Genomic DNA, 19,848 nt, shown 5'->3' with positions numbered 1-19,848 from the left:
CCACCGGCCGCCGCCGCCCCGGCGCCTGCGCCCGTGGCAACGCAGGAAGCGCCCGTTCCCGTTGCCGCCACGGCTGCCGCCCCGTCGCCATTGCGGGCCGCCATCGCCAACACGCCGATCCAGCGCGGCGGTATGGGCAGCGCGATCGCCATCGTCTACTCGGCGGAAGGCAAACCGCTGCGCCAGGTGCAGGGCAAGGTCGCCAATAGCCGTCCCGTGTTTGCCGCCGAACAGGATGGCGGTTCCGTGTTTGCGCCGGAAGCTGCCGCCCTTGCCGTGGCCCCCAAAGGCGGCTACCGCTGGCTGCCGGGCTATTTCGACAGCGTGCGCGCCACGCGCGCCGGGCTGGGGACAGTCATGTGGTCCGGGCTGGAAGCCCAGCCGGGCGATGTGCCGCTGCGCAAACCTGGCACGGTTATCGGCCTCGGTGGCGCCATCGGCGCTTATGTGGAAGCGGACGCGGTGTCGGTCTATGACGCCGCGAAACGCCGCCGCCTGGCGCGCATTCCCATCGACAAGGCCACCGACGCCGTGTGGTCGCCCGTCAACGGCATGCTGTTGCTGGAATCGCCGGCGCCCGGCAACGGCGAGCGCAAGCAACTGAGCGCTTACGACCTCGATTAACGCACCTGACGCGGCACTGCAACGCCGCGTACCGTGCAAAGCGTCCCGCGTGGCTATAATCCAATCAGCAATGCCCATGCGCCGCCATCCGGCACGCATGGTGCAAGGAACTCGGGAGGTTTTCATGGCGCCTGACACCATCGACCCCGGCGTCCGCACGCTGGCGGACTTGCCCGGCCCCAAAGGCATACCGCTGCTGGGCAACGCCCTGCAACTGGATCCCGTGCGCATTCACACGATACTGGAAGACTGGGTCAAGCAATATGGCCCGGCCCTGACAATCCGGCTGGGCCCAAAGCAAGTCTTCGTCACCTCCGATATGAGCCTGATGCACACGGTACTGCACGAACGCCCCCACCGCTACCGGCGCTTTTCGCCGATCGAGTCGGTACTGTCGGAAATGGGCGGCAATGGCGTTTTTTCCGCCGAAGGCGACGCCTGGCTGCCGCAGCGCAAACTCATCATGCATGCGCTGGCGTCGAACCACTTCCGCACTTTCTTCCCGTCCATGCACGCGATCACGCAACGCCTGCTCAATCAATGGCAGCGCGCCGCGCGCAACGGCGACACCATCGACATGTGCCGCGACCTGACGCGCTACACAGTCGATACCACCACCACCCTGGCGTTCGGCGTCGATCCCAACACGCTGGAACAAAGCGGCGGCGCGATCCAGGATCACATGGCGTACATCTTCCCCACCATCCTGTCGCGCGTGAATGCGCCATTCCCGTGGTGGCGCTACGTCAAGCTGCCGCGCGACCGGCAATTCGACCATGCGCTCAGTGAAGTGCAGCACTACGTGGCTGGCCTGATTACCGGGGCCCGCGCACGGCGCGCCGCCCACCCGGGTGAGCCGCCGCACAACTTGCTGGAAGCCATGCTGGCGGCAGGCGAAGAAACCGGGTCGCCCATGTCCGATGACGCCATCTTTGCCAACACGTTCACGGTATTGATGGCGGGCGAAGACACGACCGCGTTTTCGCTCGCGTGGGCCATGTATTGCCTGTGCAAAAACCCGCACATCCAGGAACGCATGCATGACGCGGCGCGCCAGGTATTTGGCGACGCTCCCCTGTGCCCCACGTTTGACGACGTGCGCAAACTCGATTACTTCGATGGTGTCGCGCATGAAGCCATGCGCTTGAAACCCATCGCGCCGCTGTTATTCTTTGAACCGTTGGTGGATGTGGTGCTGGGCGGCGTGGCGCTGCCGGCCGGCACGCCGATATTTTTCGTGCTGCGGCCCGCGATGCAGGATCCGCACCGTTTCGGCCAGCCCGATGCGTTTTTGCCGGAGCGGTGGGCGGCGGGACATGAGCACGTGCAGCCGCACGACGCGCACGGCTTCCTGCAATTTGGCGGCGGGCCCCGCGTGTGTCCGGGGCGGCACCTGGCCAGCGTCGAACAGCGGCTCGTGCTGTCGATGCTGGCGCGTCACTTTACGATGGAATTTGCCGGCAACCCGGATGACATCAAGGAAGAATCCGCGTTCACGATGCGGCCATCGAGCATGCCGGTGCGGCTCAAATTACGGGATTAGCCGGACAGCGGGCCGCCCGCCACGGACGTGCGGTTCCTGCCCGCACCTTTGGCGACGTACAGCGCGGCATCGGCGCGCGCCAGCAGCAGCCCGGCGGTTTCCCCTTCCGCCCATTCCGCCACGCCGATCGAACACGTGATGGAACCCACGGTCGGGAAAGCATGGGCGGCAATTGCCGCACGCAGCTTTTCCGCCACGGCGGCGCCGGCCTGTGCCGACGTGCCAGGGCATGCGACGATAAATTCCTCGCCGCCCCAGCGTCCCGCCGCATCGGTGGCACGGATATTACGCACGATGATGCCCGCCACTTGCGCCAGCACGGAGTCGCCGGTCTGGTGGCCAAACGTATCGTTGACTTGCTTGAAGCGGTCGACGTCGATCAGCAGCACCGACAGCGGCAAGTGGCTGCGGCGCGCACTGGCCAATTCATGGTCCAGCACCGCCGTCAGGTGGCGGCGGTTGCCGATCCCCGTCAGGCTGTCCGTCACGGTCAGCCGTTCCAGTTCCCGGTTTTTGATAGCCAGGTCGGCATGCGCTTCGGCCAGCGCGTTTTGCGCGCCTTTCAGCTGGGTCACATCGACGGCAATCGAATACTTGGCGGGACGGCCATCGAACCACGCGATGCGGGTTTCCTGCAACTGGTACCAGCGGTCATCCGTGTCATTGAAATGCTCGAAGATGACGGTTTGCCCCATTTCTCCGTTCTGCATGTTGCCGATGGCGCAAAATGCGCAAGGCTTGTCCTTGCCATAAATCGCTTCATAGCATTTCCTGCCGTCGATTTCGCCCGTGCGCTTGCGCATGGCACGGTTCACATTGATGAGCTCCAACGTTTGCATATCCACCACATAAATGGGGAATGGCACCACGTCGAAGGCGCTGGCCCAATACTCGGGCATGGCAGGATTGGTAAACACTAGCGGAGAAGGCATCACAAAAAAACAGTTATCAGGCGCGCGGACGCATTACTTTGGCGATGGATTCCTGCAGCTTTTCCTTGCGGATCGGCTTCAGGATGTAACCACGGGCGCCGGCATCGATCGCCGCCAGGACCATTTTTTCCTGGCCGTGCGAGGTTGCCATGATGATATTGGCATGCGGAAACTCTTCCACAATCAGGCGCGTTGCCTGCACGCCATCCATATCCGGCATCGTAATATCCATCGTGACGAAATCCGGCTGCAACTGACGGTACGCTGCCAGCGCTTCTTGCCCGGTGCCGGCCACTTGCAATACATTGTGGCCCAGCTCGGTTAACATATTAACAAGTTTGTCTGTAGTAATGATTGAATCATCTACAACCAGTGCATTCAGTGCCGCCATATTTCATCCTTGAAACTTTACTTGCATATTTTAATCTACATAGTTCAACTGTTGGTCGAACAATGCCGCCGGGCCAATAAAGCTGATTTCCATACTGCCGGCTTGCGTGCGCAGTGACATGCTGGCAAATTGCGCTTCGCGGGGACGAAGGATATCACGCACTTCGTCCAAGACAACGGGCGCCGACAGCGGGAGCGCCGCTCCCACCTGGGGTAAATCATCGGTGCAGTGGCCGGCAATGATATTGGCTATTTCTGTCGCCGACGCCATGCGGTAGCGCTGCTGCTGGGCTTCTGGAACCGTGATGTCGGCAGTGAAGCGGGAAAACAACACATCGAGCAGTTCCGGCTGAAAACCAAACGCAATCAGCACATTGACGGCGCCGCCGATCCCCACGACCACTGTGGTGTCCCGCAGCGCCAGCACATCGACATTGCCCATCGACTGGCTATGCCCGATCACTTCCAGTTGTAATTCTTCGCTGAGGAATTGCCGGGTGCGCTGGCGCGCGGACGCCATCATGCGTCCCATCATCTCAGCGTCCATTACAGCACCTCGCTTTCCACCGTGGCCGCCAGCGCAGCCAGCGGCAGGCGGAACGTAAAGCGCGTCCCCTGCCCCCGCGTACTGGCCACCGTCACCTTGCCGCCCAGCTTCACAGTTTCCGCCCGCACCGCCGCCAGGCCGACGCCGCGCCCGGAAAACTGGTCAGCGCGCGCTGCAGTGCTGACCCCATCGGCAAATACCAGTTCCAGCAATCCTGTTTCCCCCATTGCATCGAGTTGTACATCGTCATACAAGCCCCGCTCGCGCGCCTTGCCGCGCAGCGCGGCGCAGTCGATTCCTGCGCCATCGTCGGCGATTTCCAAGGTCAGCCAGTCATCGCTGCGCACGATGGTGCACGTGATTTGTCCCGCATCCGGCTTGCCCGCCGCGCGGCGCTGCTGCGGCGCTTCGATTCCGTGCGCCACGGCGTTGCGGAACACGTGCGCCAGCGAGCGCAGGAAGGGCCGGCACACGGCCGGATCGAGCCATACAGATTCCGTATCGGCAAAGCGCAGCGGCGCCAGCAATTTGCGCTGGCGCGCCGCCACGGCAGCCATCGTGCGGTCATGGCTGGACAGCGCATCGCGCACGGCCACCTTGTGCAGGTTGCCAATCATCAGCAATTTGCGCTTGCCCGCTTCCGCCATGTCGACTTGTTCGCCCCGCAGCAGCCGCATCACCAGCGACTCCATCTGGCGCGCCTGCTCGTCCGTCACGGACAAGCGCTTGCCGCCGGACAGGAAGGCCGGCCCCAGCACGCTTTCCAGCGCCGCCAAGTCCGCCGCCACCGCCTGGTCCAGCGCCAGCGAGCCCACATAATCGGCCAATCCCCGCAACGTCAGCGCATCGCCCTGCTCTTTCAGCGCTTCCAGTCCGCTTTCCACGATATGCAGCGTTTGCGGCGCATGCTGGAAACAGAACTGGCCCAGTACGCCTTTGTACGTGTGCACTTCGCGGTAGACGCGCTCCAGCAGCGCTTGCGGCGGCAGCGGCATGGCCAGCAATTGCGGCAATTCGTCGCGCGCGAACTGGCGGAACGCGGCCACGCTGTCGAGGAATTCCGCGCTCTCCGCCACGGCCGCGTGCACCATTTTCAGGCGGCCATGTTCTTGCGCCACTTGCTCGGCCAGGCGGCGCTCTTCCGTCACGTCCGTCAAGGTCACCATCAGGCGGCCCGTATTGAGCACCGCATACGCGGCCGACAACTGGCGCCCTTCGCGTGTCCATTCCGATGGCAGCAGCGACAGCATGACTTCGCGCCGGTCGGGATCGTCGGTGGCCAGCACGCGCGCGGTGGCGTCGGCCAGCAGGTCGGCGCTGTGCGGGTCGGACGGGAACAGCAGGCTGCCCGCGTGGCGGCCGGCCGGCGGTTGGCCCAGCATGGTTTCACACGCGCGGCTGTACTGCGGCGCCACCACCATGTTCGCGCCAAAGGACAGGAAGCCCTGGCCTGCATTATCGAGCAGCGCCGCCACCTGTTCACCCGTGACGCGCACGGTTTCCAGCGATTCCGCCAGTTCACGGGTGCGGGCCCGCACGCGCGCTTCCATATCCGCATACAGGCGCGCATTTTCCAGCGAAATCGCAGCCTGCGCGGCCAATACCCGCAACAGTTCCAGCCGCTCTTCCGGGAATGCGCCCACGGTCAAGGTATTTTCCAGGTACAGCATGCCCAGCAGGCTGCCCTGGTGCGCGATTGGTTCGCACAGCAGCGAGCGCGGACGCGCCCTTTGCAGATACGGGTCGCCCGAGAAGATCGATTGCTGGCGCGCGTCTTGCAGCACTTGCGGACGCATGGTGCGGCGCACGTACTGCGCCAGCGATACCGGCAGCATGGCTTGTGCGCCGCTGTCGAGCAGCACGTCGCACGTGCCCACTTCGATGCCGGATTCGCCGCCCAAATCGCTGCCCGCTTCAGCATTGGCCACCACACGCCACGATTCGCCCTGGCGCAGCATCAGCAGCGCCTTTTGCGCTCCCGAGTGTTCAACCACGATGGTCAGCAAGGTGCGCACCATGTCGGCAATGCGGATTTCCTTGGAAATCGCCTGCGACGCCGACGTCACGGCCTGCATGTCGAACGCATTTTGCGCCATCGCACCGGTGCCGATGGTGCGGCCGCCGCGCAAGGTGATGGTGCGCCCGCCCGCCTGCAGCGTGTGCTCGCCATGCAAGGTCGACGTGGCCAGCAGGCCGGCGAATTCGCCGGACAATTGCAATATCTTGGCTTCCGCGCCCCAGCGCTCGTACATCAGCAACGCCTGGCGCAAATAATGGCCGGCCAGCCGTTCCCGCTGCTGCGCCATAAAGGCGCGCGCCGCGATTTCGCAGGCCAGCGCTTCTTCATGCAGCTGGCCCTGCGACCGCGCGCAGTCAATCGCTTCGTCCAGCAATTGCCACGCCGCATCAAGCTTGCCCTTGAACTTCATGCGCAGCGCTTCGCACAGCAGCCAGTGGTAACGGTAGTTATCCGGCGCGTGATGCGCCCACAATTTCAGTTTTGCCTGGTTGCCGTCGACCACCCGCAGCACGCGGCGGCGCGCCGCCCAATCTGCGGCCGTGCTGTGCAACAGCAGCGCCAGCGATTCGTGGAAATGGTGCAGCACGAATGCGTGCATGCCGACGCCGGCTTTCAGGTATTGGCGCGCGCTGCGTGCAAAGGACAGCGCATTGGTGCTCTCGTTGAAATGGATCGCCAGCATCAGCTTGGCGCTGTACAGCAGGAACAGCGAACTGGCGTCGTTGGCTTTCTGGTGCTGCGGCAGCAATTCCGACTCGCGGTACGCTTCGCCATTGAGCAGCGACGGCGCATCGCCAGGTTCGACGAAATTGTGCGCCGCCTGCCACCAGATCGCATGCCAGTACAGCGACGACCCCACCTGGAAGCGCTGCAAGTCGGCATGCGCCTGTTCCATCCGCGACAGCAAATCCGGCAGCGGGCACGCCGTGTGGAACAGCGCCTGCATGTGGTTATTGCGCGCATACGACGCATATTCGAAGTCACCCTTTTGCAGCGACAGCGCATAGGTTTCTTCAAACATGGGGATGGTGGTGCGCAGCGGGTGGCGGAACTTATGGATAATCCACGCGGCGAAGAACAGCGGCTGCTGCAGATTCAGATTGTGGCGGCGCGCCAGGTCATTGGCGAATTCGCCAAACTTCACGCCCAGCTCGATGTTGCCCAGCAGCGCGCATTCGGTAATTCCCCACCACGCGAAGCCATAGCCGGCGTTCGGCGAGTGGCCATGCGACAGCGACACCGCCACCATCTTGCACACGACCAGCGCCAGCAAGCCTTCGGAAATCCAGTACGCGGGCGGCAAAATCAGCCCCAGCAAATCCATCACGGCCAGCATCGACGGATCCGTCATGGCCGGCAATGCCTGCAACTGTTCAATGGAGCGGTTGCGCAACGCCAGCTTGGTAGCCATCACCTGGCACAATACGCGCAGCTGGCGCGGCGTGCGCTGCAGCGGCATGCCGAGGATGGACAGTGCATGCAGCGCCACGTCGACCGCATCGGACAGGCGGTTTTGCGCGACGCACGCCTGCACCTGGATTTTCAGCGCCTGCGCCCGTTCCACCGGGTCCGTGCGGCGCGCGAGGAATTCGTCGACCCACTGGTCCATGGCAGGGTAATCCTTGGCCAGGAACGCGGTTTCCGCCGCCGCCAGGTACAGTTCCATCGCCAGCGACGGCTGCTGTTCCCAGATGGCCGCCGGACCGGATTCAATCGCCAGCGTGAAGTACGCCTGCGCCGACGAATACGCTGCCGCAGCGCGGGCCCGTTTGCCTGCTTCCAGGTTGACTTCGGCCAGTTCGCCGCGCTCGCGCGCATCTTGCGCCAGCGCGCGGCCCGCATTGAACTGGTTGGCGATATCGAAGATGCGCGCGCGGCGCAAGCTGTCATCCCAGCTGTCGAGCCACTGGCGCGCAATCGAATGGTGCAGGCGCGCCCTGGTGTCTTCGCCCAGCATGCCGTGCGCGGCTTGCCGCACGCGGTCATGGATGAACTGGTAATGCACGCCATCCGTATGGCCCGGCTGGCGCGCCGTGCGGTATTTGACCCCCACTGGCGCCAGGATCCCTGCTTGCAGCGCGGTTTCCAGTTCGGCCGCCACTTCATGCGGCGGCTGCCCCAGCAATGCCGCCAGCGTCGCCAGTTCAAAGCGGTCGCCGATGCACGATGCATACAGCAATGCCTGGCGCACGGGGCCGGGCTGGCGCGCGATTTTTGCGCTCATCAGGCTGACGACGTTATCGGCAATCGCCAGCGCGGCGATGTTTTCATCGTGCCAGTGCCACTGGCGCTGAACCAGGTCGTAGCGCAGCGCGCCGCTGCCATGCAGCTCGGCCAGCAGCTGGCGCAGGAAGAAGGCATTGCCGTGGGTTTTGCCGTACAACAGTTGCGCCAGCGCGTCGCAGCCGGGCGAACCGGCCAAGGTGTCAGACACCATTTGCTGTACGTCTTCAATCGCCAGCGCCTGTACTTCCAGCATATTGACCGGCGCCGACACGGCGCGCAGCCGCGCCACGGCTTGCGAAAACGGGTGCGATGGCGGCGTTTCGTTATCGCGGTAGGCGCAAATGAGCAGCAGCGATTCCAGCCGCGGCTGCGCCATCACGGCTTCCAGCAGCGACAGCGAACCCGCGTCGGCCCATTGCCAGTCATCGATAAACACGGCAAGCGGATGCTCGGCGCGGCACACGGCCAGCAGGAAAGCGCCAAACACATAGTGCAGGCGGTTCAGCGCCTGGCTGCCGGACAGCGGAATCACGTCCGGCTGCGCGCCGATCACCAGTTCAATCGATGGAATGACTTCGGCCAGCACTTTGCCCTGCCCGTCCACGGCGCGCAAGATGCGTTCGCGCCAGCGGCCCAGCACCGCTTCGTCTTCCTTCAGCAACTGGTGGCAAAAACCTTCGAACGCCATGCGCCACGCGTAAAACGGCACATCGCGCTGGTATTGGTCGAACTTGCCCTCGATATAGCCGCCGTGGCGCTGCGTCAGCGGCTGGTGGACTTCATGTACCAGCGCAGTCTTGCCGCTGCCGGCAAAGCCGCCGACCAGCAACAGTTCCGCCGGTCCGCTGGCCGCCCGCTCAAAAGCCGCCACGATGGCTTCCACTTCGCGCTCGCGGCCATACAGCTTGCCGGGGATGCGGAAGCTGCCCAGCGCATCATGGGCGCCCAGCGTGAAGCCCTGCACCGGCATGGCCGACGCGGTTGCATCGGCCAGCGCTTCAGAACACAGGCGCAAATCGTGCGCCAGGCCGGCCGCGCTCTGGTAACGGTCATCGGCGTTTTTCGCCATCAGCCGCATGATGATGTCGGACAGCGGCTGCGGCACGGCGGGATTGCACTGGTGGGGGGCTTTGGGCGTCAGCGCGATATGCGCGTGCACCAGTTCAATGCCGGCGCGCCCTGCGAATGGCAGCATGCCGGTGAACAGGTGGTACAGCGTCACGCCCAGCGAATACAGGTCGGACCGGCTGTCCATGCCGCGGTTGACGCGGCCCGTCTGTTCCGGCGATACGTAATGCAGCGTGCCTTCCAGTTCATGCACGCTCTGGAACCCGCTGCGCTCATGGTCCAGCTGCGACGCGATGCCAAAGTCGATCAGCCGTAGCGCGCCGGTGGCGCGGTTCCATACGATGTTCGCGGGCGTCAAGTCTTTATGGATGATGCCTTTCGCATGCACGCCCGCCAGGATATCCGCCAGCCGGATCGCCAGCGGCAAGCCGGCAGCCAGCGCCAGCGGGCCGCCTTCCAGCAATTGCGCCAGCGAGCGCCCGCCTATGTCTTCACTGACGATCATCAATGCGTCATTGACGTTTTCCAGCGCATAGGCGCGGTTCACGCCATCCACGTCATGCAGCGTGCGCATGAGCTGGAACTCGCGCTGGAATTGCGCATAGTGCGGCTGGTGCGACGCTTCGTCTTCCGACAAGATCTTCAGCACGACGGGGCGGCCATCGGCCACGGCGGCCGCGCGCCAGATACGCGTGCTGGCGGAACCGTACAACTCTTCGAACAGCGTGAACTGCGAATTAATTTGCATAAATAATCTGCAATAAGCCTGCCTGAAACGCCGCGCCCGCGGCTTATGCCGCCTGCGCAGCCAATGCCGATGCACTGCCGAACAGCGCTTCGATGTGTCCCGCCAGTTCGCGGTTTTCCTGCTGCGCGCGCAGCGACGGGAAGAAGGAAATGCACGCTTCGCCCGGCGCCGACATGTTCACCACCATCACGGGACGGTTGACCAGGCCCGCGCCCAGCGTATCGCGCGGCGAAATATTGACGCCGCTCTGGTGCCGCACGGACTGGCAGCCCTGCAGGTATTCCTTTCCGCTCAGGTAGCGGTAATTGTTCCAGTTGGTGACGACGAACGACAGCGAATCGGTTGCTTCGCCGACGACACCAGCATCGACGGCTTCTTCCGTCAGCTGGAAGATCGTCACGTCCTGGCGGGTTTCCTTGAAGTCGCGGATGCGGTCATGCACGGCCTTGGCCATTTCCGGCAATGGCAGGCTGCCATCGACGCTGACCGGCACGAAGGCAATGTAATTGCCGCAATAGCGCTCGCGCAGCGCCGGTTCCAGCAAATCCGACAGCATCTTGAAGCTGACCGTATGGCCCGGCTTGACCTGGCGGCGCTGCACGCCCAGGTCGTGGGTGGCCTTGGCCAGCACGGCGCAAATCACGCTGTTTTGCGTGACTTCCGGATACTGGGCGCGGCATTCGGCCAGCCGCTCACTGATGTCATGGAAGCCCACCAGCGGCGTGTGGCGCTCGCTGCGGTATTGTTCCAGCAGCGGCGGCAATTCATGCAGCTGGATCACGAAGCGGCCTTCATCGGCCAGCGGGTACTTGCCCAGCACGGCCAGGTTGGCTTCACGGTCATGGCGCTCGCTGCCCAGCAGCGCGCCCATGTCCTTGCCGGGCATGGTTTCCATGCGGCGCGCGGCAGCCAGCGCTGCGGCCTGCGCAGCGGCGTCGCCGTTGCACAGCGCGTTGTAATGGTCGGCCACCAGGTTGAACACGGCTTCCGCGCCGCGCGCATCGACGTACGTGTGCTCGCACGTTTGCGCAATGATGAATTCATGGGAATTGCCGCGCTGGCGCAGCACGGTAACGGTCATCGGGCAATGGCGGCCGTCGCCGTGAAACGCCAGGCTGTCGCGGCACAGCGCTTCAAAGCCGGCCTGCAAATCATCGCACTCCGTCACGTGGAAGCATGGCGCCATCGGGCCTGCCTGCACCCACTGGTAGCGGTTTTGCGCTTCATACGCCAGCGCGTGGCCAAACTTGGCCACCGACGCCACCACTTGTTCGACACTCTGCTGCAACCAGCCGATGTGCAATTCACCGCGCAGGCGGTAGCCGCTGGTGAAAAAAATGTTGGCCCGGCTCATCAGGCTTTCGAGGTTGATTGCACCCGTGTTCACGCTGTTCTCCCTAGGATCATTATTTTTTAAATGGCTGGCGACGGATGGCGCATTTCAGGCCATTCCGTGCGGTACTGGTAGCGCAGCGCCGCTTGCGCATCGCTGCTGCCATAGTCCGGATACAGCAGCGAACCATGGTAGTCGGTCAGGTATTCCGCCAGGTCGCGCAGCGGACCGGCCGCCTGCAGCACCCACTGGCTGCCCTGCCCATCCTGGCGCTGGAGTCCGCAATCGGCGCGGCACTTGTCGAGCATGTCCACCGGGTCCGCATCGGGCTGCGCCGCCATGCGGATTTGCCAGCGCGCCGCCACCAGGTCATCGACGGCAATGCGTACGACTTTTTCACGCGCCGCCGAACCGCGTTCCGCCACTTCCGGCGTCAAATGGCCATTGCCGACATAGTAATGGGCCGGGTCATCATCGTGGCGGGCTTGCTGCGCCTGATAGTAAAAATTGTACGGGTGGCCCGTGCCCAGCACGGCCGTGCGGCGGCCGGGAATCACGTTGCCTGTGACGGCGGCGCTTTGCGCGGTCGACAAGTTCGTGCCAAACAGCTTGTTGAATTGCGGGACGGCCTTGCCGCCATACGCCACCACGGGCGGCGTCACGCCGAATTCGCTGCGCCCCCGTTCCAGCAGCGCGCGCAGCTGGTCGGCCTGGTATTGCGAAAAATACGGCACGGTGGGCGGAATGTGCGCAAACGGGCCGCTGCCCTGGTCATCGTCGGCGGCAATCGGCGCGCAATCGATCACGGATTCATACAGCGACACGCCGTCGCGCTCCACGCCATTGACCCACAATAAATGTTCCCAGCGGGTCGGCACAGGGTCGGCCAGGTAATTCTGCGTGCCTTCCAGCAGGCGGATCGGCGGATAGTGGAAGAATTGCACGGCCTTCTGGTTCACCAGCGGCAGGCCAATACCGAGGAAGGGGCGCCATGGCTTGGCGTTCGGTGCGCGCGGCAGCGGATCCCACATGCCCAGCTCACGCAATTTCGGAATCGTGTCAAAGAACGCGGAAGCGCCATGCGTCAGCAGGCTGGACAGGCCGGTCTGGCAGCGGCTGCCATATTCACTGCAATCGCTGCGGGCCGCGTCGCCGCTGTAAGCGACGGTAATGCGCCACGGCGCGCCCGGCTGCGCTTTCACGTGCAGGCACTGTGGATCGAGACCCTGGCTGTGCGCGAAGCGGTCATGCAGCAACGTCATGCCGAACCAGTGTTCGATGGCCTCTGCCAGCGTCTGCGCCTGGCCCGGCACGTTTGGAACAGAATACAGCGACAGCAATGCATCTTCACTGATCACACTGCCACCCTGCTGGGGCAGATACACCAGGTCCACACTGAACAACTCCACCATACCATCCGCCTCCTTCATCTATAGTTGCAACAGGGCAACGAAAATCATTGACTTTACCGGCTTACAGAGTAAGCTACCATGTTTCCCGGCGGAATCACCGAATTTGCGCGATTCTACTCCTTCCGCACGGGAATCATCAGGGGTTTTCCATGGTTTTCAGTGGTTTTTTTACCAAATGCCTTTACGGCTTGCCAAGATCCCCTTTGCTGTAGTCGCAAACGCCCTGCGGGAAGATGCGCGCCAGCCATGCCTGCTGCTGCGCAGTGAAATGCACACTGCCATAGGTGCCATCGGCCAGCGCAGCGGCTAACGGCTTCAGCGCACACTTGAACAAGTCGCCCCGGATACCGTCGCCTGCCACCATGCGCGGGCTGCTATAGACGGGATAGGCGCGCGTGCACGCGCCGGCCGGCTTGCTGTCCAGGATGCCGTCCCACACGCCAGCGCCGGACGCCAGCACGGCGCCCTGCGCGCCAAAACACGTATCGGTAAATTCCCGCGGCGCCGCCTTGGTGGACAGGTAGCGGTCCATGACGTCCACCGCGGTCAATACCGCTTTCACGAGGTCTGGATCCGTTTGCGCAAACCACACCACCTGGTTGTTCACTTCCGCCGGATTGGCGTGCTGCAGGCGGGCGCGCACGGAGAACGATTGCCGTGCATTGTGCATGTTCAATTCCGGCTCCAGGTACGGCCGCAAATCTATCATGGGGATGCCCAGCTTCGCGCCGGTAAACACGTGGCCGGACGTATACGCTTTACGCATCGCATCGACACTGCCGGCCCGCCGCGGCGCCGGGACGCCATCGGGCTCGCGGCAGGAAGCGCTGCGGCGCATATTGCGGCTGTCAAACGGGTCCGCATTCATGTCCCACTGCACGAATTCCGGCTGTTCTTTCCAGCTGCCGACGCAGGCATTGATGCGCAGGAATTCATCCGGCGCCAGCTTGCCGCCCGCCAGCGCCGCCAGCCCATATTGCACGCCCACGTTATCGACGGGGATAGGCGCATAGCCCTGGCTGTCCGTGCCATAAATGTCGGCCAGGTCATTCCAGTGCGTCCATTTGACGGCATCGAGCACGCCGGGCTGGTAGCCATAGGCTTTCGCGCCCTTGTCGAAACGGGGATCGCGGTACACGGGATTGATCACGGTGGGCATGGCGAATTTCCAGCCATTGATGCACTCCGTCGATCCCGTGCCGCCCGTCAGTGCATTGCGCGCCGTATCGCTGGCATGCATGCCTTCGACCAGTTCCTGGCTGCTCCATTTCGCCCATGGCGATTGCGGGTCGCGCGCCACGGCATCGGCAAAGTACTGGCCCAGCAGCGGGCAATCCGACACGGGGATGGTTTGCGTCACCATGTCCGGATACGAATAAATCGGAATGCCGCCATCGAGCAGGCCGGGGGCGTTTTGCGCAAACATATATTGCTGCACGGCGCCGCCGGAACCGCCGATGCCCAGCGTGTACGACGGCTGGCCGTAGGCCGATACAAAGTACGCTTTCGTCATGCGGGCAGTTTGTTCCGCCAGCCGCATGTTGTAGTGCACGCCGGTTTCATTGCCGGACGACGTCACCACGGCATAGCCTTTGCCCAGCAAATGCGGCATCAGCGCCTTTTCCGACGAACCAAGCTGGCCGTTGAACCACATGGCCAATCCCTGCTGGTGGCCGATGCCGACACCGCCCCGCAGCCAGTAAATCAGCTTGCCATTCCACGCCAGCGATGGCGACTTGCCCGTGGCCGGGGCTTCGCTTGACGGCGGGCGCGGGGCCAGCATGGCCACCGTGTACATGAAGCGGTTGATGACGCCGCCTTCCACGCGGATCACAAACGGCGCCGGGGCGCCGTCATACGCGATGGTTTTCAAGTCGGCAGGCGGCTGCGCATAGCCGGTGGCCGGATCGAACGGCTTAAAGGCGCTGCCATTGAAATAAAAATATTCCGTACGGGGCGCGATGTGGCACAGGCGGCTGTAGCCGACGACTTTGCCGGTGGCAGCATCCAGCACGGGATGGCCGGCGCCATCCTGATTATCAATCAGCGGCTGCCCCAAGCCGGATTCCTGCGTGCGGCAAATAAATGGCTGCTGCTGTTCTGCCGCTGCAGCAGGCACGGCGGCGGTGGCGGCCAGCAGCGCCAGGGTGATCGTGTGGTGTCGAAGGGTGTCCATGCGCTCTCCTGTAATGTTGCCTAAGTGTACATGCAAGCCCATCTGTCTGAGATAAGCAAGAGTGCAAACAAAATAGCCACACACAGTTCACATATACATCGCCGCATGGATTCAATGTCATAAGATGGCCACATTATGCATTCCACCTTGAAAGCCACATTGACCGCCATCCTGGCGCTGGCTGCATGTGCAGGCAGCACAGCCGTGCAGGCGCAGGATCCTGTGCGTTTCCTCGTGGTCGATGGCCGTTCATTGCCCATGGGGCTGATCCGCAATACCGCGCATGGCCCGGAATTGGCGGATGGCTTAATCAAGGATTGGCAAGAGGCGCTGGCCCGCGAACTGGGGCGCCGCCCCGTCCACGTGGTGTTGCCCCGCAAGCGGCAGGATTGGGCGGTGGAAGGCCGCAAAGTGGATTTGCGCTGCTTTGTCAGTCCGGACTGGCTGACGGCGGACATTGCCGCCGAATATGACTGGCCCGCTCCATTCATGGACGTGGAAGAACGGGTCATCGGCCCCGCCGGCGGGCTGCCTGTGCAATCGTTGCACGACCTGGAAGGGAAAACCATCGGCGGCGTACACGGCTATTCATACCGCAAGCTCGATCCGCTATTTTCATCGGGTAAAGCCAAACGTGATGATGCGCCGGGCGAAACTGCGCTGCTGCTCAAGCAACTGGCGGGGCGCACGGATTATTCGGTGATGCGCACGCTGGATTTCCACTACCTGCGCCGCAACGACCCGCGCATGGCGGGCCTGGCGCTCTCGCCATTCGTCGTGAGCCGCTTCCCCATGTATTGTGCGCGGCCCAAGTACAGCGTGGTGTCGTTGCAGGAATTGTCTGCCGCGCAGGAGCGGCTGCTGCAAGCGGGTGTCCTGGAAAAAATCCTGCAAAAGTACCGGTAAAAACCAGGAGGCGCGAAAAAAAACCTTGCGCTGTCACCCGCAAGGTTTTTCATTTGAAGCACTGAACCGCGTTTTTACATACCCAGCGATTTCAGCAATTCATCGCTGTCATCGGCCGACAGTTGCTGCGATTGGCCCGCCGGAGCGCCGCCGGTTGCCTGCTCTTCAGCCAGCAGCTTGTCCGGATCCGGCACGTCGATCGGGTCGAAGTCGTACAGGCGGATGAATTCCGTGCGGTCGATTGCCAGTTCCAGGTAGAACACATTGTTCTTTTCCGTGTAGAACGAGACGCGGCGCATTTCCGGGCGGTCCAGCGGCGTATCCACGTTCAGCATCACCTGCTTGGTCAGCACCAGCATTTTCGGCTGGTTTTGCGTGATGTTGGTTTGCAGTTCACGGCGCACTTTGCCGGTGAAGTCGCCGACGATCTGGTTCATCAGTTCGCCCATGATGTTCGACACTTCGTCGGACGTGTGCGAACTGGCCAGTTCCGACTTCGGCATGCCCATGTGCAGCATGTAGCGCTCGTAAATTTCCATCGCCGTATCGGCGGAGAAATTCAGTACCACCAGGCCGGTAAAGCCGCCATCGAACAGGACGAAGCAGCCAATATCCGGTTTCAGGCCCACCTTGGTGATGCGCTGCACCATGGCGGAATAGTGCACCTTGCTTTGCGTGGCGATGCCCAGCACGCGGGTCACCGAATTGCACAAACTTGTCAATAAATCTTCTGTACCGTACACAATGCTCTTATCATCTACTTCCACTGCCATGCTGCCCCCTGTTTTGGTCTTGTCGCACCGGCAAACGCAGTTTGCCCGTAGTTAATACCATGAGAATACTGAAGCGCCCCTGTCTCGTCCACCGTAATCGCTGATTCCGTGGAAATGCTGCAGCGGAAATGTTAAAAAGCAAGATTTTAACATTGCCGCTGCCACAGCGTGGTTAAGCCAGGGCTTCCTTGGCTGCTTCCTCTGGCGACAAGCCGTCATAAAACAAGTCGGTGAACCACTCGACCTGCTCTTCAATGTGCTCTTGCGCCTGCTGCACCGTGGCGCCACCCTTGACCAGCCAGCCCTCCACTTCGATACACCACTGGATCAATTCCATGGTTTCCGGGTCCAGCTCTTCTTTCTTTTTTGCCATTTTGTTGCCTCTTTGATGCCATGTTGCATGGGGAAGGCGCCATTTTATCCCGTGTGCCGCAGTTTAAAGACGCTGACCGCTCCGGCCAGTGCGGCCGCCTGTTCCTGCATGGCTTGCGCAGCACTGGTGGCTTCCTGCACCAGGGCGGCGTTTTGCTGCGTCACCTGGTCCATCTGCACAATAGCGCCGTTGATGTGCTCGATGCCGGACGCTTGCTCTTCGCTGGCCGACGCGATTTCCCCCATGATGGAACTGACGCGGGTGACGCTGGCGACAATCTCATCCATGGTAGCGCCCGCCTGCTCGACCAGGTGCGCGCCCTGCTCCACGCTGTGCACGGATTCACCGATCAATTCCTTGATTTCCTTGGCGGCCGTGGCTGAACGCTGCGCGAGGCTGCGCACTTCCGCCGCCACCACGGCAAAGCCCCTGCCTTGTTCACCCGCGCGCGCCGCCTCCACGGCGGCATTCAGCGCGAGGATATTGGTCTGGAAGGCAATGCCGTCAATCACGCCGATGATGTCGACAATACGGCGCGACGACGCGTTGATGGCCCCCATGGTCGCCACCACTTCCGACACCACCGTCCCGCCCTTCAACGCCACTTCCGACGTGGCCGCCACCAGCGTGCTGGCCTGCCGCGCATTGCCGGCATTTTGCTTGACGGTGCCGATCAACTCGTCCATCGCGCTGGCAGTCTGTCCCAGCGAATGGGCTTGCTGTTCGGTGCGGGTGGACAAGTCAAGATTGCTATCGGCGATGTTGCGCGACGCGGCGGTAATGGTATCGGCGCCGCTGCGGATCTGCGACACGATGCCCGCCAGGCTTTGCTGCATGGCTTTCATGGCGGACAGCAGGCTGCTGCGGTCGCCGTGGGCGGTAGCGATTTGTTCCGTAAAGTCGCCAGCGGCAATGCGATGCGCAATGCCGGCCGCATAATCCGGTTCGCCGCCCAATTGGCGCATCACGCTGCCGGACAACAGGTACGTCACGCCACCGGCCGCCACCAGTGCCGCCGCCGCCAGGCCCACGCTGATCCACAGCATGCGCTGGGTCGAAGCAATCACGGCCGATTCAGCGGTTTTGACGTCTTCCTTCTTGGCCTTGATGAAATCCAGCAAGCGTCCGCGCATGTCGCGCCACACCGGCGTCTCTTCCTTGTTCAGCGTTTGCACGGCGGCGGGCTGGTCGCTGGCCGCCAGACCCAGCACCTTGGTGTGCAGCGCAGCCTGCTTTTCGCGCAATTGCGCCACTTCCGCGAACATGTTGCCGGTGGCGCTTTGCGGATCCGTCAATTCTTTTGCCGCCACCAGGTATTCCTGGAACGATTTCCCCGCATCTTCCAGGTTTTTGTAGCCGGTTTTATTGCTGGGGTCGATCACGACATTGCGCAACGCCTGCCCCATCTGCAAACCTTGCGCATACAGGTTGGTAGCGGTCTGCAACTGGGCCAGGTCCACTTCAAGGAAATGCTGGAACTGGTCGCGGGCGCTTTTCATGCCCGATAGCGCCACCGCCAGCGCCCCAAAAAACGCGAAACAGACTATCGCCATGCACAGCACCATCTTGTTGCGCAGTTTCATCGCGGCTCTCCCCTGTTTGCTCCCGGTCGGCGCCGGGATGCGTCAAACAACGATACTGGAAAACCTTGCAGTATGAAACTTTTACGTAGGGTGAGCTCCACGAACGACGTTAAAACGCAAAAAGCCCAACCGTGACAGCCGGTGCTTCTACCTATTAGAAGACCCGTCAAGCTGCATCCGCTTAATCATAGGTCCAGTTCACGAGATACACTGGCAGTGACAATTGGTGACAATATGACATCACGAGAGTTCCTATATTGAATACGCAGCGACCATCGCCGGTCACAGCGTCCAAACCAACTACAGGGAGCTCTTATGTTTATCACTGTTATCAACCACACTGATACGATTTCCGACGAAGAATTACAGCGCGTGTTACGCGCGATTAATCGCCAGATCAGCGAGGACTTTGCCCCACATTGGGGGTTGCAGGCCAAGTTGCGGCTGGAAGGACGTAGTACAAGTCAACCGGATAAGCTGTGGCCACCAGATATGCGCGGCGAGGCGATACTTTATTTGTGGGACCATACAGACGTGGCCGGTGCACTTGGCTATCACGATCAAAATGCACGAGGTATACCATACGGCTTCGTCTTTACTGAGTTGGCCAAACAACTGGGGGAAGATTGGTCCGTAACGCTTTCCCACGAAGCACTGGAACTGATTGCCGATCCCCAAGTCAATCTGCTGGTGGCCGGCCCCCATCCCGCGCAAGACAGAACGGTATTCCACTGGTACGAAATGTCCGATGCGGTACAAAACGAAACCTATCAAATTGACAGCGTCAGCGTATCCAATTTCGTGCTGCCACTGTACTTCACCCCCGATGCAGAGCCCGGCAGTCGAAATGACTTCCTTGGAATAAAACACGACGGTGCAACGTTAACCTCCTTCGGTATCAATCCAGGAGGCTACATCGGTTTTTATGATCCATTGACGCAGACCCACGAGACATTTGCCCTGGCAGGCGATGCCGCCGCATCGAAACGTCTCGCAATCAAGAAAAAACAACTAGCAAGCAGAAAAGCGCACCGCATATCACGCGGAAGTATCGCCGAAATAGTTGGTGCTCAACGACTTAATGTCCCCATTAAAGCGGCACGGCCTACTGCCACCAAGCACTATGAAAAAATAGACTGACGCTCCGTTCGCCAATGCCGCAATTACAGCAGGCGCTGTCGGTGGCCGGTGATA

14 protein-coding genes are annotated in these 19,848 nt (G+C 62.0%); 4 read left to right on the top strand and 10 right to left on the bottom strand.

All coding sequences use genetic code 11. The features are described 5' to 3' along the window. Both GM668_RS30625 and GM668_RS26325 read left to right on the top strand, forming a co-directional pair. The coding region (locus GM668_RS30625) for a hypothetical protein (protein ID WP_211923459.1) at positions 1 to 624 on the top strand (624 nt) is incomplete at its 5' end. A 124-nt stretch (positions 625 to 748) separates the two neighbouring features. Further along, positions 749 to 2,167 (top strand): cytochrome P450, encoded by a 1,419-nt coding sequence (locus GM668_RS26325; RefSeq protein WP_155441947.1) that lies wholly within the window; start codon positions 749 to 751, stop codon positions 2,165 to 2,167. Here the strand turns inward: GM668_RS26325 and GM668_RS26320 are convergent. The 7 genes from GM668_RS26320 to GM668_RS26290 form a co-directional block, all read right to left on the bottom strand. Then, positions 2,164 to 3,066: a sensor domain-containing diguanylate cyclase gene (locus tag GM668_RS26320; RefSeq protein ID WP_211923458.1), complete on the bottom strand. Its 903-nt coding sequence runs from the start codon at positions 3,064 to 3,066 to the stop codon at positions 2,164 to 2,166. The two genes, GM668_RS26325 and GM668_RS26320, sit on opposite strands and share 4 nt — an antisense overlap. A gap of 49 nt (positions 3,067 to 3,115) precedes the next feature. After that, the gene (locus GM668_RS26315) at positions 3,116 to 3,490 is read right to left on the bottom strand and encodes a response regulator (RefSeq protein ID WP_155441945.1); all 375 of its coding nucleotides are present in this window, start codon (positions 3,488 to 3,490) and stop codon (positions 3,116 to 3,118) included. Positions 3,491 to 3,520: 30 nt separating this feature from the next. Continuing rightward, complete coding sequence (locus GM668_RS26310) at positions 3,521 to 4,036, bottom strand: chemotaxis protein CheX (protein WP_155441944.1); 516 nt, start codon at positions 4,034 to 4,036, stop codon at positions 3,521 to 3,523. Beyond that, positions 4,036 to 10,098, bottom strand: coding sequence for an AAA family ATPase (locus GM668_RS26305; protein WP_155441943.1), 6,063 nt, complete (start codon positions 10,096 to 10,098; stop codon positions 4,036 to 4,038). Before GM668_RS26305 ends, GM668_RS26310 begins: the two co-directional genes overlap by 1 nt. Before the next feature lie 43 nt (positions 10,099 to 10,141). Further along, positions 10,142 to 11,485, bottom strand: a complete 1,344-nt coding sequence (locus GM668_RS26300) for a hypothetical protein (RefSeq protein WP_155441942.1) — start codon at positions 11,483 to 11,485, stop codon at positions 10,142 to 10,144. Positions 11,486 to 11,511: 26 nt separating this feature from the next. After that, positions 11,512 to 12,843, bottom strand: a complete 1,332-nt coding sequence (locus tag GM668_RS26295; RefSeq protein WP_155441941.1) for a hypothetical protein — start codon at positions 12,841 to 12,843, stop codon at positions 11,512 to 11,514. 181 nt (positions 12,844 to 13,024) lie between these two features. Beyond that, positions 13,025 to 15,019, bottom strand: coding sequence for a DUF6351 family protein (locus GM668_RS26290; protein WP_155441940.1), 1,995 nt, complete (start codon positions 15,017 to 15,019; stop codon positions 13,025 to 13,027). Between the two features lie 135 nt (positions 15,020 to 15,154). On the opposite strand from GM668_RS26290, the gene GM668_RS26285 reads away from it, so the two are divergent. Continuing rightward, on the top strand, positions 15,155 to 15,925 hold the full coding sequence (locus tag GM668_RS26285; protein WP_229499937.1) for a substrate-binding periplasmic protein: 771 nt from the start codon (positions 15,155 to 15,157) through the stop codon (positions 15,923 to 15,925). A 74-nt stretch (positions 15,926 to 15,999) separates the two neighbouring features. On the opposite strand, the gene GM668_RS26280 is transcribed toward GM668_RS26285, so the two are convergent. The 3 genes from GM668_RS26280 to GM668_RS31640 form a co-directional block, all read right to left on the bottom strand. Next, entirely contained in the window at positions 16,000 to 16,698 is a 699-nt protein-coding gene (locus GM668_RS26280; RefSeq protein WP_155441939.1) for a DUF3334 family protein, read from the bottom strand. 172 nt (positions 16,699 to 16,870) lie between these two features. Continuing rightward, positions 16,871 to 17,071: a hypothetical protein gene (locus GM668_RS26275; protein WP_155441938.1), complete on the bottom strand. Its 201-nt coding sequence runs from the start codon at positions 17,069 to 17,071 to the stop codon at positions 16,871 to 16,873. Between the two features lie 44 nt (positions 17,072 to 17,115). Then, positions 17,116 to 18,654 (bottom strand): methyl-accepting chemotaxis protein, encoded by a 1,539-nt coding sequence (locus tag GM668_RS31640; RefSeq protein ID WP_155441937.1) that lies wholly within the window; start codon positions 18,652 to 18,654, stop codon positions 17,116 to 17,118. 315 nt (positions 18,655 to 18,969) lie between these two features. Here GM668_RS31640 and GM668_RS26265 point away from each other — a divergent pair, with 315 nt between their 5' ends. Next, positions 18,970 to 19,794, top strand: coding sequence for a hypothetical protein (locus tag GM668_RS26265; protein ID WP_155441936.1), 825 nt, complete (start codon positions 18,970 to 18,972; stop codon positions 19,792 to 19,794). Positions 19,795 to 19,848 lie beyond the last annotated feature (54 nt).

The sequence above is a fragment of the Pseudoduganella ginsengisoli genome (assembly GCF_009720865.1).
GTDB lineage: Bacteria > Pseudomonadota > Gammaproteobacteria > Burkholderiales > Burkholderiaceae_D > Rugamonas > Rugamonas ginsengisoli.
This window is presented reverse-complemented; position numbering and strand designations above follow the sequence as displayed.

Bases quoted from the DNA above. Each gene is read 5' to 3' on its own strand.
- GM668_RS26325 (WP_155441947.1), top strand. From the start codon at position 749: ATGGCGCCTGACACCATCGACCCCGGCGTCCGCACGCTGGCGGACTTG.
- GM668_RS26320 (WP_211923458.1), bottom strand. From the start codon at position 3,066: ATGCCCGAGTATTGGGCCAGCGCCTTCGACGTGGTGCCATTCCCCATT.
- GM668_RS26315 (WP_155441945.1), bottom strand. From the start codon at position 3,490: ATGGCGGCACTGAATGCACTGGTTGTAGATGATTCAATCATTACTACA.
- GM668_RS26310 (WP_155441944.1), bottom strand. From the start codon at position 4,036: ATGGACGCTGAGATGATGGGACGCATGATGGCGTCCGCGCGCCAGCGC.
- GM668_RS26305 (WP_155441943.1), bottom strand. From the start codon at position 10,098: ATGCAAATTAATTCGCAGTTCACGCTGTTCGAAGAGTTGTACGGTTCC.
- GM668_RS26295 (WP_155441941.1), bottom strand. From the start codon at position 12,843: ATGGTGGAGTTGTTCAGTGTGGACCTGGTGTATCTGCCCCAGCAGGGT.
- GM668_RS26290 (WP_155441940.1), bottom strand. From the start codon at position 15,019: ATGGACACCCTTCGACACCACACGATCACCCTGGCGCTGCTGGCCGCC.
- GM668_RS26285 (WP_229499937.1), top strand. From the start codon at position 15,155: ATGCATTCCACCTTGAAAGCCACATTGACCGCCATCCTGGCGCTGGCT.
- GM668_RS26280 (WP_155441939.1), bottom strand. From the start codon at position 16,698: ATGGCAGTGGAAGTAGATGATAAGAGCATTGTGTACGGTACAGAAGAT.
- GM668_RS26275 (WP_155441938.1), bottom strand. From the start codon at position 17,071: ATGGCAAAAAAGAAAGAAGAGCTGGACCCGGAAACCATGGAATTGATC.
- GM668_RS31640 (WP_155441937.1), bottom strand. From the start codon at position 18,654: ATGAAACTGCGCAACAAGATGGTGCTGTGCATGGCGATAGTCTGTTTC.
- GM668_RS26265 (WP_155441936.1), top strand. From the start codon at position 18,970: ATGTTTATCACTGTTATCAACCACACTGATACGATTTCCGACGAAGAA.